The following is a 14,656-nucleotide window of genomic DNA, read 5'->3' as shown; positions in this document are numbered from 1 at the left end:
CCCGTGCGTCGCACCGCAGCAGTCGTGCTGACCGCCACGCTGGCGGTCGGTGCCCTCGTGCTCACGGGGTGCAGCGGGACGACCACGACGGCTCCGACGCCGGTGCGGAGCACCGACCTCACGAGCTCGGACGGCGGGTTCGCCGAGGACGCCGTGATCGGGGTCGTGCTGACGGCTGACGCGGCGACGCCGACCGACTCCGGTGACGGCCGTTCGCTGGCGACCCGGTTCCGCGAGGAACTCACCGAGGCCGGGTTCCGCCCGGATGTCCGGGTCGCGGGGGCCGACCAGCCCGCCCGACAGCGGGCGGCCGTGCACGACCTGGTCCGGACCGGCGCCAAGGCGCTCGTCGTCCGGGCAGCGGACCCCGGCGCGCTCCGCACGGAGCTCCGCGACGCACACGACGCGGGCGTCGTGGTCGTGGCGCTCGGCGGTGCCCTGCCGTCCTCGGGCGGCGGGAACGACGGACTCGCGTCGGACTACCGCATCGACGGCGCTGACTCGGACGCCGACCTCGTCAGCCGGAGCGTCGCGATGGTGTCGTCACTGCAGCGCGGCGAGGAGCCGCGGGACGGGGACGACCCCGCGCAGTAGCGCCGCGTCCGACCGCCGGCGCGGTGGGCCGGGAGGCCCGTGGGCGGTCCGCGACGTCGGGACGGGGCAGTGTGCCACCAGGGCGTTCAAGCAGCGCCTCCAGGGGACGGGCCGGCGACAGGGACGCGTCAGCGCCACCAGGCCGGGAACGAGCGCGTGATCGTCTCGACGAGGGCCTTCCGGGAGCGTCGAGGACCGCCGAGCCACGCCTCGATCGCACCGACGAACCCCTGCGCGACGAAGCCGGCGGCCACCTCGTCGATGATGTCCGGCTTCACCGCGGGGTCGAGCTCGTCGATGTGCATGGCGCTCGACACGGTGAAGTGCCCGACCAGCAGACGATGCAGTGAGGCGTCGTTCGGGTCGGGGAGCGCGAGGGCGTAGACGTCCCGGTGGGCCGTCACGTGGTCGATGACGGCCTCGATGCCGCGGCGGGTGATGGTGGCGAGCTCGTCGGGACCGGCTCCCCGCTCGACGGCTGCGCGGTGCGCCTCGGCGTCGTCGGCACGGATGCGGTCGAGTTCGGGTGTGAGCACGTCGGCGAGCAACGACCCGGGGGACACCGCGTGCGAGTAGAACGTCGCACGGTTGATGCCGGCGGCGCGGGTGACGTCCGCGACCGTGATCTGCGACACCGGGCGGTCGGCAGCGAGTCGGAGCACGGCCTCCTTGAGGGCAGCCGTCGTGTGCAGGATCCGAGCGTCGACCATGACGCTCCTCCCATCTCGTTCGCGGTGCTCCCGGCGCACCTCGGCCGGGAGTCCGACGCTACCGCACCGTCGGGCCGCGCCACCGGTCCGCCGCACCCTCGTGTGGACGCGCGCCGGGCCTCCCGGCCGGGGGAACCGGAGCCGAGCGACGGCCGCGCGTCCGGTCCGCGCGTCCGGTACGCGCGGACGTCCGCGTCCGCGCTTGTCGTCGTGTCGCACCGACCCGTACCATGATGGAACGGACCGAATCGATTCGAGCGGCCGATCCCACCCCACCGCCTGCCTTTCGGAGGATCTCGTCGTGTCCGCGCCTGCGACCACCGGCTCACTCAAGGTCATCCTGCACCCGGGCGACTCGCTCACCCGGGCGCAGCGACTCGTCTACGTCTTCGTGCTCGGCGCGCTCACGGCGCTCGGACCGTTCACGATCGACCTCTACCTGCCGGCGTTCCCGTCGCTCGAGCGGGACCTCGGCATCTCCGCCGGCGCGGTGCAGCTCACGCTCACCGCGACCACGATCGGCTTCGCGATCGGGCAGCTCCTGGTCGGTCCGTGGAGCGACAAGGTGGGCCGCCGACTCCCGCTCATCATCGCGACGAGCCTGCACGTCACCGCCTCGGTCTGCGCCGCCCTCGCGCCGAACGTCGAGGTCCTCGCGCTGTTCCGTGTCCTGCAGGGCATGGGCGCCGCGGCCGGTGGCGTCGTCGCGATGGCGACCGTGCGTGACCTGTTCGGCGGGAAGCCGCTGGTGCGCATGCTGTCGCGACTGGCGATGGTGAACGGGCTGGCCCCGATCCTCGCGCCGCTCATCGGCTCGCAGATGCTCCGGTTCTTCCCGTGGCGCGGGATCTTCGTGTTCCTCGCCTGCTACGGCCTGGCGGTCGTCATCGCCTCGATCCTGCTCATCGTCGAGACGCTGCCGAAAGAACGCCGGCAGGAGGCCGGGCACTCGACCATCGGCCAGCGGTACCGCGCGCTGTTCTCCGACCGGATCTTCGTCGGGGTGGCACTCATCGGTGCGATGGTGTTCAGCGGGTTGTTCTCGTACCTCAGTGCGTCGCCGTTCCTGTTCCAGGGGGTGTTCGGCCTCGACGCGCAGCAGTACGGCCTGCTCTTCGCCGTGAACTCGGTCGGCGTCGTCCTCGGCGTGCAGATCTCCTCGCGGCTGGCGCAGCGCGTCGGACCGCAGTGGATCCTGGCCTGTTCGACCGCGACGCTCTTCCTGGCCGCGCTGGCGATCGTCGTGCTGGACCAACTCGACGCGGGTCTGGTCGGCGTGCTCGTCCCGCTCTGGTTCTACATCGCGGCGTGCGGGTTCTCGTTCCCGCTCGTGCAGGTGATCGGTCTCGCGTCGCACGGCAAGGAGGCCGGCACCGCGGCGTCCCTCCTCGGCGCGCTGAACTTCGGCGTCGCCGGCATCATCTCGCCGGTCGTGGGTCTGCTCGGCATCTCGACGGCCACCCCGATGGCCATGGTGATGGGGACGACCGCGTTCGTCGCGATCCTCGTGCTGTGGTTCGTCGTCCGCCCGAGGACGGTCCCGGCCCTCACTCACTGAGGGCGGGCGGTGACCCGGCGGTCACTTCCGGACGAGGCCGACCGTCTCCGCGACGAGCAGTCCGCCGACGGTCAGCACGGCCGCGCCGCCGACCACCACCACCGCCGCAGGTCGCTCGTACCACTGGCGGAGCCGGGGCCAGCGACGGGAGAACTCCCGGGCCGACATCGTGCCGGGGAGGCGCTCCGTCCGGACGTCGAACCGATCGACCAGCCGCTCGACACCGTCGTCGCCCCACACGTCGCCCCGGACACGGAACAGCGCTTCGCCCGCGGGGTCGAGCGCGACGAGGTCACGGCTGGCGCGCTCCGCCGATGCGCCGTGCCGGGTGACGAGCAGGACGTCGTGCACGCGGGAGCGGGCGACCGTCCGGGTCCCGGTGAGCACGCCGCGGATCGTGACGCTGTCCTGGTGGACCGCGACGAACGCGGTGCGGAGCCGGAGGTAGGCGGCGGCGACCACCGCGGCGAGCAGGAGCACGACCGCGGCGACCACGGCGCCGAGTCCCGTCGGGACCGCCGACCAGACGACCGCGACCGCGATCGGCAGGGCGGAGAAGCCGATGCTCAGTCCGGTGGAGCGGACGAGTGCCGCCCGCGGTCGCACGAGTTCCTCGGCCGTGCTCGTGTCGAGCGGTGTCGCTCGCGCCGTCGTGTCCCCCACGGCAGGTCTCCTCGTCCCCGGAGTGCACGGGCGCGGCGGAGCGCCGGGCCCGCGACGGCGCCCCTGCCGTCCGATGCTGGTCGAGTGCGTCGGGTCCCTCCGGCGCGCTCGTCCGGTCAGCATAGGGGAGTGGTCGCGGCGGGGACAGGCGGTCGGCCGCTTTCCGGAGGGTCGGTCCGCGACGGGGTGCGCGCGGGTCCGCCGCCTGGGGGACCAGTGGGACCAGCGGGACCAGCGGGACCAGCCGGATCGACGCCGGCGGAACCGACGGGACCAGCGTGACCGGCCTGGCGGGCGCGCCCGGGGCCTCCCGGCACGGCCACCGCCCGCGGTGATGAGCCGGAACGACGGAACCCCCGCACAGGGCGGGGGTTCCGGTTCGTGGTGCGGAGGATGGGGGATTCGAACCCCCGAGGGCTTGCACCCAACACGCTTTCCAAGCGTGCGCCATAGGCCACTAGGCGAATCCTCCGGGCGCCACCTCGCGGTGACGACACCCCATGGTACAGGTCCCGGAGGGTGCTGACGACCACCCCGGCCGGGCGCCCGTCGGACCCGTCCTCGGCCGAGGTCGAGCGCCCCGGGTCCGTCCGGGGACGAGGGCTACCCTGGGTCACGTGTCGAGCCGCATCTACATCACGTCAGCAGAGGGACACACCGGCAAGAGCACCGTCGCACTGGGGGTGCTCGAGACCCTCGCCCGGACCGTGGGGCGTGTGGGGGTCTTCCGACCGGTCGCTCGGTCGGTCGACGAACCCGACTACGTGCTCGAGCTGCTGCTCCAGCACACCGGCGTCGACATCCCCTACGACGACGCCGTCGGTGTCACGTACGACGACGTGCACGCGGACCCGGACGCCGCGCTCGCCACCATCCTCACCCGCTTCGCCGGGGTCGAGCGCCGCTGTGACGCCGTCGTCGTCCTCGGCTCCGACTACACCGACGTCGGCAGCCCGACGGAGCTGTCGTTCAACGCCAAGGTCGCGGCGAACCTCGGCGCACCCGTGCTGCTCGTGCTCGGCGGGCGCGACTCGGCGGAGCGCGCGGCCCGATCGGCGGACGGCATGGCGCAGGTCGCCGACGTCACGACGAGCGAACTCCGCGCCGAGCACGCCCAGCTCCTCGGCGTCGTCGTGAACCGCGCCGACCCGGACGCCCTCGACGCGATCGTCGCGAGCGTCAGCACCGCCGTGCACGACCACCACCCGGACGCCCCGGTGTGGGCGATCCCGGAGGACGCGGTCCTGGTCGCCCCGACCGTGCGTGCGCTCCTCGCGGCCACCGACGCGACGCTCGTCCGCGGTGACGAGGCGCTGCTCGACCGCGAGGCCCTCGGCACCGTCGTCGCCGGCATGAGCATGGAGAACGTCCTGCCGCGGCTCATCGAGGGCGGCATCGTCGTCGTGCCGGGCGACCGGAACGACGTCCTCATCGCCACGCTGCTCGCGAACCAGTCGGAGACGTTCCCGAGCCTGGCCGGCGTCATCCTCAACGGCGGGTTCGAGACCGCCCCGCAGGTCTCCCGGCTGCTCGAGGGCCTGTCGAGCTCCCTACCGATCGCGCAGAACGCCCTGGGCACGTACGACACGGCGCTGCGGATCACGCAGACCCGTGGTCGTCTCGCCGCCGACTCCCCGCGCAAGGCCGACCTGGCACTGGCGCTGTTCGAGCGGCACGTCGACGCGGAGGCCCTGCGCGCCCGTCTGCAGCTCACGCCGTCGGGTGTCGTCACACCGCTCATGTTCGAGCACGGGCTCATCGACCGGGCCCGCGAGCACCGGAAGCACATCGTCCTGCCGGAGGGCGACGACGACCGCATCCTCCGCGCGGCCTCCACGCTCCTGCAGCGCCAGGTGTGCGCGCTCACGATCCTCGGCGACCCGGGCGCGATCCGGGCCCGGGCGACCGAGCTCGGACTCGACCTCGAGGGCGCCCAGCTGCTGTCCCCGTTCGACCCCGGGCTCCGCGAGCGGTTCGCGCAGGAGTACACGGTCCTGCGGGCGCACAAGGGCATGAGCGTCGAGCTCGCCCGCGACACGGTGACCGACGTGTCGTACTTCGGGACGATGATGGTGCAGCTCGGGCTCGCCGACGGCATGGTCTCCGGCGCGAAGCACACCACGGCCCACACCATCCGGCCGTCGTTCGAGATCATCAAGACCCGTCCGGACACCTCCATCGTGTCGAGCGTGTTCCTCATGGCCCTCGCCGACCGGGTCCTCGTCTACGGCGACTGCGCGGTGATCCCCGATCCGACGAGCGAGCAGCTCGCGGACATCGCGATCTCGTCCGCCGAGACCGCGACGCAGTTCGGCATCGAGCCGCGCGTCGCGATGCTCAGCTACTCCACCGGCGACAGTGGGTCCGGCGCCGACGTGGACAAGGTGCGCGCGGGCACCGCGTTCGTGCGGGAGCGTCGGCCGGACCTGCTCGTCGAGGGGCCGATCCAGTACGACGCCGCAGCCGACCCGACGGTCGCGAGCGCGAAGATGCCGGGTTCCCCGGTGGCCGGTCAGGCGACGGTGTTCATCTTCCCCGACCTCAACACGGGCAACAACACGTACAAGGCCGTGCAGCGGTCCGCCGGCGCCGTCGCGGTCGGTCCCGTCCTGCAGGGGCTCCGCAAGCCGATCAACGACCTCTCGCGCGGGGCCCTCGTCAGCGACATCGTGAACACGGTCGCGATCACCGCCATCCAGGCCGGCACCGCGGCCCCCGCACCCCGCACAGAAGGTGACCCCTCGTGAGCGCAGCACTCGTCGTCAACTCCGGCTCGAGTTCGTTCAAGTACCAGCTGGTCGAACTCGAGGACGAGCGCACCCTCGCCTCCGGCCTGGTCGAACGGATCGGCGAGTCGACCGGCTCGTGGAAGCACACGAACGCGCTGACGGGGGAGACCTCGTCGAACGACAGCGCCGAGGTGCCCGACCACGCTGCCGGCTTCCAGGCGATGATCGACGCCTTCCGGAAGGTCGGCCCGTCCTTCGACGAGCACCCGCCGGCCGTCGTCGGGCACCGCGTCGTGCACGGCGGCACCCGCTTCGACGCCGCCACGGTCGTCACCGACGAGGTCGAGCAGCAGATCGACGACCTGTCGAGCCTCGCACCGCTCCACAACCCGGCCAACCTCGAGGGGATCCGGGCCGCGAAGCAGGTGTTCTCGGACGTCCCGCACGTGGCGGTCTTCGACACCGCGTTCCACCAGACCATGCCGCCGCACGCCTACACCTACGCGATCCCCGCCGACCTGGCCGAGCAGTACCAGATCCGCCGTTACGGCATGCACGGCACGAGCCACAAGTACGTGTCCGAGCAGGTCGCGGTGTTCCTGGACCGACGGTTGTCCGAGTTGAAGACGATCGTGCTGCACCTCGGCAACGGGGCGTCCGCCGCGGCGATCGACGGCGGGAGGTCGATCGAGACGTCGATGGGTCTCACCCCGCTCGAGGGTCTCGTCATGGGCACCCGCTCGGGCGACCTCGACCCCGCCGTGCTCGTGCACCTGCACCGCGAAGCCGGCATGTCGATCGAGGACCTCGACACGATGCTCAACAAGCGGTCCGGTCTGCTCGGCCTGACCGGCAGCGGTGACATGCGCGACGTGCAGGACGCCGCGACGAAGGGCGACGAGACGGCCGAGGCGGCGCTCGCCGTGTACCGGCACCGGATCCGTCGCTACGTCGGCGCGTACACCGCGCAGCTCGGCGGGCTGGACGCGGTCGTCTTCACCGCGGGTGTGGGGGAGAACAACGCGCTGCTCCGGCGTCGTGTGCTGGCCGGTCTCGAACACCTCGGCATCGAGGTCGACCCGGACCGCAACGAACTCCACTCGAAGGAGGCACGTCGGATCTCCACGGACGCGTCCCGCGTCGCCGTCCTCGTCATCCCCACGAACGAGGAACTCGAGATCGCCCGGCAGTCGGCGGCCGTCGCACTCTGACGCGCGGCCGGCGTCAGCGGCGTCCGCAGCGGACGGCCAGGAGGCCCGTCCACCGGTCCGGTGGTGGGCCTCCTAGCCGTCGTCGGGTCGGCTCGGTCAGCCGAGCGCGTGCAGGGCCGCCGGGATGGGCGTGTCCCCGCTCGTGACCTCGAACTGCTGGCCCACCGCGCTGTCGTCGAGGAGCGCGTGCAGGACCACCGCCGCCACGTCGGCGCGGGGGATCGAGCCACGCGGCACCGTCCTGCCGACCGAGACCGTGCCCTGCGGCGGGGTGTCGAGCAGGGCGCCGGGACGGACGATCGTCCACCGGAACCGGCGCATCCGGACGTTGGCGTCCGCCTCCGCCTTCGCGCGGAGGTAGACCTGGAAGACGCCGTCCTCGTCCTCGGCGGGCAACCTCGCGGCCTCGGGGTCGTACGAGTCGGCGCCCATCGCCGAGATCATCACGTAGCGGTCGATGTCGAGGCGCACCGCGGCCTCCGCGAGCAGCACGGCCGCGTCCCGGTCGACCGAGAGCTTCCGCTCGGCGCCGCTGTTCGGCCCGGCACCGGCGGCGAAGACCACCGCGTCGAAGCCGCGGAGGCGGAGGGCGAGGTCCTCCTCCGACAGCTGCTCGAGGTCGGCGACGAGCGCCTTCGCGCCCGTCTGTTCGACGTCGGCGACGTGTGCTGGGTTGCGGACGATGCCGACGGCGTCGTGGCCGGCTTCGGTGATGAGCCGTTCGAGGATCAGGGCGATCTGCCCGTGGCCTCCGGCGATGGCGATCTTCATGCGTTCGATGCTGCTCCTCGCGTCCGGTACAGTGTTCAGCGGCTCCTCACGTGACGCCATCCAGGCCAACTCCCCCAGGGCGGAAACGCAGCAAGGGTAACCGGGCTCTGGCGGGTGCGTGAGGAGTCTTCTTCATTTCCTGGGGCGGCGTTGCGGGGGAACCGGGGCTGTGCCGGTTCCGTGCGTGAGGAGTCTTCTTCATTTCCTGGGGCGGCGTTGCGGGGGAACCGGGGCTGTGCCGGTTCCGTGCGTGAGGGGTCTTCTTCGTTCTCCGAGGGAGCCGTTGCGGGGGAACCGGGGCTGTGGAGAGCGGTGCCGAGGTGTCGGCGGTGCCGACTACCCTGGTCGCGTGGTCACCGCCCTGTATCGCCGTTACCGGCCCGAGAACTTCGCCGAACTCATCGGGCAGTCGCAGGTGACGGACCCTCTCCGCACGGCGCTCCGGACGAACCGCGTCAACCACGCGTACCTGTTCAGCGGGCCGCGCGGCTGCGGCAAGACCACCTCGGCGCGGATCCTCGCGCGCTGCCTGAACTGCGCGGAGGGGCCGACCGACACGCCCTGCGGCGTCTGCCCCAGCTGCGTCGAACTCGCCCGCGGCGGCGGGGGATCGCTCGACGTCATCGAGATCGACGCCGCGAGCCACAACGGCGTCGACGACGCCCGCGACCTCCGCGACCGTGCGGTCTTCGCGCCCGCTCGCGACCGCTACAAGATCTTCATCCTCGACGAAGCGCACATGGTGACGCCGCAGGGCTTCAACGCCCTGCTCAAGCTCGTCGAGGAGCCGCCGGAGCACGTGAAGTTCATCTTCGCGACGACCGAGCCCGAGAAGGTCATCGGCACCATCCGCTCGCGCACCCACCACTACCCGTTCCGGTTGGTCCCGCCCGCGACGATGCTCGAGTACGTCGAGCAGCTGTGCGCGCAGGAGTCGGTGTCGGTCGCGCCGGGCGTGCTGCCGCTCGTCGTGCGCGCCGGCGGCGGGTCCGTGCGCGACACCCTGTCCCTGCTCGACCAGCTCATGGCCGGCAGCGAGGACGGTGCGATCGCCTACGAGCGGGCGGTCGCGCTCCTCGGGTACACCGACGCCGCACTGCTCGATGACGTCGTCGACGCGCTCGCCGTGGCCGACCCGGCATCGGCGTTCTCGGCGATCGACCGCGTCGTGCAGACCGGACAGGACCCGCGGCGCTTCGTCGAGGACCTGCTCGAACGCCTCCGCGACCTGATCGTCGTCGCGGCCACGAACGAGAGCGCGGGCGCCGTGCTGCGCGGCGTCTCGCCCGAGGAGCTCGACACGATGTCCCGGCAGGCCGGGGTGTTCGGCGCGACGGCGCTGTCCCGCGGAGCCGACATCGCCAACCGTGCGCTCACCGAGATGACCGGGGCGACCTCGCCGCGACTGCACCTCGAACTCATGGTCGCGCGCATGCTCGTGCCGGAGTCCGACGACACCCAGCGTGGTGCGCTCGCACGTGTCGAACGGCTCGAGCGTCGCGTCGGCGTCGGCGACGCCGGGGGCCACCAGGCCGGACCGGCGGAGCTGCCGACGGCCGCTCCTGCCGCCGTCGCACCTGCTGTTGTTCCCGCCTGGCCGGCGCCGGCCACGACGACACCGGCGACGACGGCCACGCAGGCGACGGCGGCACCCGCGACGGCGGCACCCGCGACGGCGGCACCCGCGACGTCGGCACCCGTGTCGGCGGCCCCCGGTTCGACGACCAGCACGACCACTCCGGTCGCCGGGTCCGCCCCTGCCGCAGGGACGTCCGAGCAGGCCGGGTCGCCGCAGGCAGCCCTGACCGTGGACGCCGCCCGGAGCGCGGCGGCCTCGTGGGCTGCCGCCGTCCCCGAGAGCACTCCTGCGCCGGCGGCGTCCCCGTCCCCGCAGACCAGCGATGGCCAGGCGTCGCCGTCGTCCACCGGTGTCGGCACCGTGATCGGTGACGAGCCGGCCGTGCGGTCGGTCACCCCGGTCGGCCTCCAGCAGATGCGCGACACCTGGCCGCAGATCGTCGAGCACGTCCAACGGGCCAAGCGCTCCGCGTGGGCGGTCGTCGCGACGGCGCAGGTCACCGCGCTCAAGGACGACGTCCTCACGCTGACCTTCCCGAGCCAGCAGGACGTGGCGTCGTTCAAGGAGATGAGCGACCCGAACACGAGCGTCAGCGAGCACCTGCGTGCCGCGATCAACGACGTGCTCGGCTTCCGGGTGAAGTTCGTCGCCCGCGGGCCCGGAGGCGGTGCAGCCGGGGCCGGTGCGACGCGACCGCCGAGCCCGCCGACGCAGGCCGCGCCGACGCAGGCTGCTCCGTCGCAGGCTGCTCGGACGCAGGCTGCTCCCCAGGCCGGTGCGGGGCGAGCCGAGGCACGCCGGGCAGCTCCGGCGCAGTCCGCCCGCACGCAGGACGCTCCGGCGCAGGCGGCGCCCGACCGACAGGGCGACCCGAGCGGCGCCCCGGTGTCCCGCTCCCAGCAGGAGACGCCGAGCGCCGGTGCCTCGGCGCCGTCCACCGGATCGCGACCCGCCGCCCGCCAGGGCACGACGGCGGACCGTCCGTCGGGCTCCGGCTCGACACCGGCCGTCGACCGCTCGGAGGGCCGGCCGACGGAGCGCACCGCCCCGCAGCGGGACGCCACTGCCCGGCAGGACGCCGAGCCGCGGGACGCCGCTCCGCAGGACGCCGGCCCGGTCACGGAGTGGGCCGTCGCGACCATCCCCGCCTCGGACCCGACGGCCGGTGCCGTCCCCGAGGACATCGAGCCGTCGTGGGCCGCCCCCTTCGGTACCGTGCCCGCCGACGCAGCCGTCGCGCCGGCCGAGCGGACGGCGCAGCAGCCGGCGCCGGACGCTGCTCCCGCCGCCTCGGGTCCGGTCGGTGCACCTGCCCGAACCGGGAGCGACGACCAGGCGATCCGTGCCGACGCGGTCACGCAGGGCGGGCCTCCCGGCCGAGACGCACCCCGGACCGCAGCCGGCGTCCCCTCGGATGCCGTACCGGTCGACGACTACCCGCTCGACGACGAGCCGTTCGACGACGGTGCGCCGTTCCCGGACCCCGGTCCGGGTGGTGGTCGCCCGGCGCAGACGGCTCCGCAACAGCAGACGGCTCCGCAGCAGCAGACCGCTCCCCGTCAGCAGTCGGCGCCGCCGCGTACCGCGCAACCGTCCGGTGGCCAGCAGCAGCCCACCGCGCAGCCGCGGCAGCAGGGGCAGCAGGCCGCCGGCAACCAGTCCGGTGTCCGCCGGACCGCCGTGCCCGGACGCTACGGCGAGGCCGTCGTGCGTGAGATCCTCGGCGCGCAGTTCATCGAGGAGACGTCGCTGACCGAGGGGGGTGTCTGATGTTCGACGGCATCGTGCAGGACCTCATCGACGAGTTCGGGCGTCTGCCCGGCATCGGGCCGAAGTCGGCACAGCGCATCGCGTTCCACATCCTGCAGACCGAGTCCTTCGACCCGACACGGCTGTCCGAGCTCCTCGGCACGGTGAAGGAGAAGGTCCGGTTCTGCGAGGTGTGCGGGAACGTCACCGAGAACGTCCGGTGCAGCATCTGCCGCGACCCACGTCGGTCGCCGAGCACGATCTGCGTGGTCGAGGAGGCCAAGGACGTCTCGGCGATCGAGCGCACGCGGGAGTTCCGCGGGCTCTACCACGTGCTCGGCGGTGCGATCAGCCCGATCGACGGCGTCGGCCCGGACGACCTGCGCATCCAGCAGCTCATGGTGCGGCTCGCGGACGGGACCGTGGACGAGGTCATCATCGCGACCGACCCGAACCTCGAGGGCGAGGCGACGGCGACGTACCTCAGCCGCCTCCTCGTGCCGATGGGCATCCGGACGACCCGCCTGGCGTCCGGTCTGCCGGTCGGTGGCGATCTGGAGTACGCCGACGAGGTGACGCTCGGCCGTGCGTTCGAGGGTCGACGGGTCGTCGGCGGCTGATCCGACCGCGCGGGATCGTTGCGTCGCGACCCGCTCCGACGCAACATCCGAGGAACACCGGCTACGATCGTCGAGCCGCGTGACGTCGCGGTGAACCGTCCCCAGGAGTGCGTGCCCGTGGCCTTGATCGTGCAGAAGTTCGGTGGTTCGTCCGTCGCGGATGCCGAGAGCATCAAGCGCGTCGCGAAGCGCATCGTCGAGACGAAGAAGGCCGGCAACGACGTCGTCGTGGCGGTGTCCGCGATGGGGGACACCACCGACGAACTCGTCGACCTGGCGCACGAGGTCACCCCGATCCCGGCCGGGCGGGAACTCGACATGCTCCTGACCGCGGGCGAGCGCATCTCGATGGCGCTCCTCGCGATGGCGATCAAGAGCCTCGGGGTCGAGGCCTCGTCGTACACGGGCAGCCAGGCAGGCATGCTCACCGACGCGCAGCACGGCAAGGCCCGCATCGTGGACGTCACCCCGAAGCGGGTGCGTGAGGCGCTCGACGCCGGCCACGTCGCGATCGTCGCGGGCTTCCAGGGCTTCAACCGGACCACCGGTGAGATCACGACGCTCGGACGCGGTGGTTCGGACACGACCGCCGTGGCCCTCGCGGCCGCGCTCGACGCCGACGTCTGCGAGATCTACACCGACGTCGACGGCATCTTCACCGCCGACCCGCGGATCGTCCCGAAGGCCCGGAAGATCGACCGCGTCACGACCGAGGAGATGCTCGAGCTCGCGGCGTCCGGCGCGAAGGTCCTGTACATCCGCGCCGTCGAGTACGCCCGACGGCACGGCGTCACCCTGCACGTCCGTTCCTCGTTCAGCAACGTCGAGGGCACCATCGTCTACAACCCTGCCGAGGGGGAAACCGTGGAAGAACCGATCATCACCGGCATCGCCGGAGACCTCTCCGAGGGCAAGATCACCGTCGTCGGCGTGCCCGACCAGCCCGGGAAGGCGGCCGAGATCTTCACGATCGTGGCGCGCGCCGGGGCGAACATCGACATGATCGTGCAGAACGTGTCGGCGGCCTCAACGGGGCGGACCGACATCTCGTTCACGCTGCCGAAGGACCAGGGCCAGAGCGTCCTCACCGCGCTCGAGGTGTCCAAGTCCGACATCGGGTACGAGGGCATCCAGTACGACGACCAGATCGGCAAGCTCGCCCTGGTCGGTGCCGGCATGCGGACCAACGCGGGTGTCTCGGCGCAGCTCTTCCGGGCCCTGCACGACGCGTCCATCAACATCGAGATGATCTCGACCTCCGAGATCCGCATCTCGGTCGTCACCCGTGCCGACACCCTCAACGAGGCGATGCGCGTCGTGCACGAGGCGTTCGGGCTGGACGCCGACAACGAGGCCGTCGTCTACGCCGGCACCGGCCGCTGAACCGAGCAGGAGCACGACCATGACCGACACCCAGCTCACCGTCGCCGTCGTCGGCGCCACCGGACAGGTCGGCGCCGTGATGCGTCGGCTGCTCGAGGAGCGCGACTTCCCGGCCACCACGGTCCGGTTCTTCGCCAGCGCCCGTTCGGCCGGCACGACGCTGCCCTTCCGTGGCGAAGAGATCGTCGTCGAGGACTCCGAGACGGCCGACCCGTCCGGCATCGACATCGCCCTGTTCTCCGCGGGCGCGACCGCATCGCGCTCCCTCGCCCCGCGGTTCGCCGCCGCCGGCGCCCTGGTCATCGACAACTCCAGCGCGTGGCGGATGGACCCGCAGGTCCCGCTCGTGGTCAGCGAGGTGAACCCGGAGGCGATCGACGACGCCGAGAAGGGCATCATCGCCAACCCGAACTGCACGACGATGGCGATCATGCCGGTCCTCAAGGTGCTCGACACCGAGGCCGGCCTCCGTCGCCTCGTCGCCACGACGTACCAGGCCGTGTCCGGCAGTGGCCTGGCCGGGGTCGAGGAACTGCTCGGCCAGGCCCGCGCGGCGCTCGAGCAGGACACCGCGGCGCTGACCCACGACGGGTCCGCCGTCACCTTCCCGGAACCGGCGAAGTACGTCCGGCCGATCGCCTTCGACGTGGTCCCACTCGCGGGCAGCATCGTCGAGGACGGCGAGGGTGAGACCGACGAGGAGAAGAAGCTCCGCAACGAGAGCCGGAAGATCCTCGGCCTGCCGGACCTGCTGGTCGCCGGCACCTGCGTCCGTGTCCCCGTCTTCACCGGCCACTCGATCTCGGTGAACGCCGAGTTCGACCGTCCGCTGTCGCCCGAGCGCGCGACCGAGGTGCTCGCCGCCGCCCCCGGCGTCGAGCTCTCCGACGTCCCGACGCCGCTGCAGGCGGCCGGGCAGGACCCGTCCTTCGTCGGACGCATCCGTGCCGACCAGTCCGCGCCCGAGGGACGCGGCCTGGCGCTCTTCGTCAGCAACGACAACCTCCGGAAGGGCGCCGCGCTCAACGCGGTCCAGATCGCCGAGACGGTGGTCGCCAAGCGGACGGTCACCGTCTGACCCGACGGCCG

At 72.4% G+C, this 14,656-nt stretch carries 11 protein-coding genes, 1 tRNA gene and 1 other RNA gene; 9 read left to right on the top strand and 4 right to left on the bottom strand.

What is annotated here, in order from left to right; all coding sequences use genetic code 11:
* The first annotated feature begins 3 nt into the window (after positions 1-3).
* Positions 4-594, top strand: a complete 591-nt coding sequence (locus tag DEI95_RS00570; RefSeq protein ID WP_181436147.1) for a substrate-binding domain-containing protein — start codon at positions 4-6, stop codon at positions 592-594.
* A 128-nt stretch (positions 595-722) separates the two neighbouring features.
* On the opposite strand, the gene DEI95_RS16520 is transcribed toward DEI95_RS00570, so the two are convergent.
* Complete coding sequence (locus DEI95_RS16520) at positions 723-1,304, bottom strand: TetR/AcrR family transcriptional regulator (RefSeq protein ID WP_181419562.1); 582 nt, start codon at positions 1,302-1,304, stop codon at positions 723-725.
* A gap of 301 nt (positions 1,305-1,605) precedes the next feature.
* Between DEI95_RS16520 and DEI95_RS00560 the strand changes: the two genes are divergently transcribed.
* Complete coding sequence (locus tag DEI95_RS00560) at positions 1,606-2,862, top strand: multidrug effflux MFS transporter (RefSeq protein ID WP_110890008.1); 1,257 nt, start codon at positions 1,606-1,608, stop codon at positions 2,860-2,862.
* Positions 2,863-2,883: 21 nt separating this feature from the next.
* On the opposite strand, the gene DEI95_RS00555 is transcribed toward DEI95_RS00560, so the two are convergent.
* Positions 2,884-3,525 (bottom strand): hypothetical protein, encoded by a 642-nt coding sequence (locus DEI95_RS00555; protein ID WP_111059061.1) that lies wholly within the window; start codon positions 3,523-3,525, stop codon positions 2,884-2,886.
* 387 nt (positions 3,526-3,912) lie between these two features.
* Positions 3,913-3,997 (bottom strand) — tRNA-Ser (locus tag DEI95_RS00545).
* 145 nt (positions 3,998-4,142) lie between these two features.
* Between DEI95_RS00545 and pta the strand changes: the two genes are divergently transcribed.
* Positions 4,143-6,272, top strand: coding sequence for a phosphate acetyltransferase (gene pta / locus DEI95_RS00540; RefSeq protein ID WP_111059060.1), 2,130 nt, complete (start codon positions 4,143-4,145; stop codon positions 6,270-6,272).
* Positions 6,269-7,465: an acetate/propionate family kinase gene (locus tag DEI95_RS00535; RefSeq protein ID WP_111059059.1), complete on the top strand. Its 1,197-nt coding sequence runs from the start codon at positions 6,269-6,271 to the stop codon at positions 7,463-7,465. The genes pta and DEI95_RS00535 overlap by 4 nt, the downstream gene beginning before the upstream one ends.
* A gap of 96 nt (positions 7,466-7,561) precedes the next feature.
* On the opposite strand, the gene DEI95_RS00530 is transcribed toward DEI95_RS00535, so the two are convergent.
* On the bottom strand, positions 7,562-8,236 hold the full coding sequence (locus DEI95_RS00530; RefSeq protein WP_110824603.1) for an NAD(P)H-binding protein: 675 nt from the start codon (positions 8,234-8,236) through the stop codon (positions 7,562-7,564).
* Positions 8,237-8,273: 37 nt separating this feature from the next.
* On the opposite strand from DEI95_RS00530, the gene ffs reads away from it, so the two are divergent.
* The 5 genes from ffs (at position 8,274) to DEI95_RS00505 (ending at position 14,645) form a co-directional block, all read left to right on the top strand.
* Positions 8,274-8,370, top strand: an RNA gene (gene ffs / locus DEI95_RS00525) — signal recognition particle sRNA small type.
* Positions 8,371-8,585: 215 nt separating this feature from the next.
* A complete protein-coding gene (locus tag DEI95_RS00520; RefSeq protein WP_111059058.1) occupies positions 8,586-11,585 on the top strand; it encodes a DNA polymerase III subunit gamma and tau in 3,000 nt (999 codons plus the stop codon).
* Entirely contained in the window at positions 11,585-12,184 is a 600-nt protein-coding gene (recR, locus tag DEI95_RS00515) for a recombination mediator RecR (RefSeq protein ID WP_111059057.1), read from the top strand. The genes DEI95_RS00520 and recR overlap by 1 nt, the downstream gene beginning before the upstream one ends.
* 117 nt (positions 12,185-12,301) lie before the next feature.
* The gene (locus DEI95_RS00510; protein WP_110824600.1) at positions 12,302-13,567 is read left to right on the top strand and encodes an aspartate kinase; all 1,266 of its coding nucleotides are present in this window, start codon (positions 12,302-12,304) and stop codon (positions 13,565-13,567) included.
* 19 nt (positions 13,568-13,586) lie between these two features.
* The gene (locus DEI95_RS00505) at positions 13,587-14,645 is read left to right on the top strand and encodes an aspartate-semialdehyde dehydrogenase (RefSeq protein ID WP_111059056.1); all 1,059 of its coding nucleotides are present in this window, start codon (positions 13,587-13,589) and stop codon (positions 14,643-14,645) included.
* Positions 14,646-14,656 lie beyond the last annotated feature (11 nt).

This window comes from Curtobacterium sp. MCBD17_008 (assembly GCF_003234475.1).
Classification (GTDB): domain Bacteria; phylum Actinomycetota; class Actinomycetes; order Actinomycetales; family Microbacteriaceae; genus Curtobacterium.
Note: the sequence above shows the minus strand (reverse complement) of the source record. Positions and strands in the feature narration are given on the sequence as shown.

What these genes read in the sequence shown, in the direction of transcription:
- DEI95_RS16520 (WP_181419562.1), bottom strand. Translation starts at nt 1,304, where the DNA reads ATGGTCGACGCTCGGATCCTGCACACGACGGCTGCCCTCAAGGAGGCC.
- DEI95_RS00530 (WP_110824603.1), bottom strand. Translation starts at nt 8,236, where the DNA reads ATGAAGATCGCCATCGCCGGAGGCCACGGGCAGATCGCCCTGATCCTC.
- recR (WP_111059057.1), top strand. Translation starts at nt 11,585, where the DNA reads ATGTTCGACGGCATCGTGCAGGACCTCATCGACGAGTTCGGGCGTCTG.
- DEI95_RS00505 (WP_111059056.1), top strand. Translation starts at nt 13,587, where the DNA reads ATGACCGACACCCAGCTCACCGTCGCCGTCGTCGGCGCCACCGGACAG.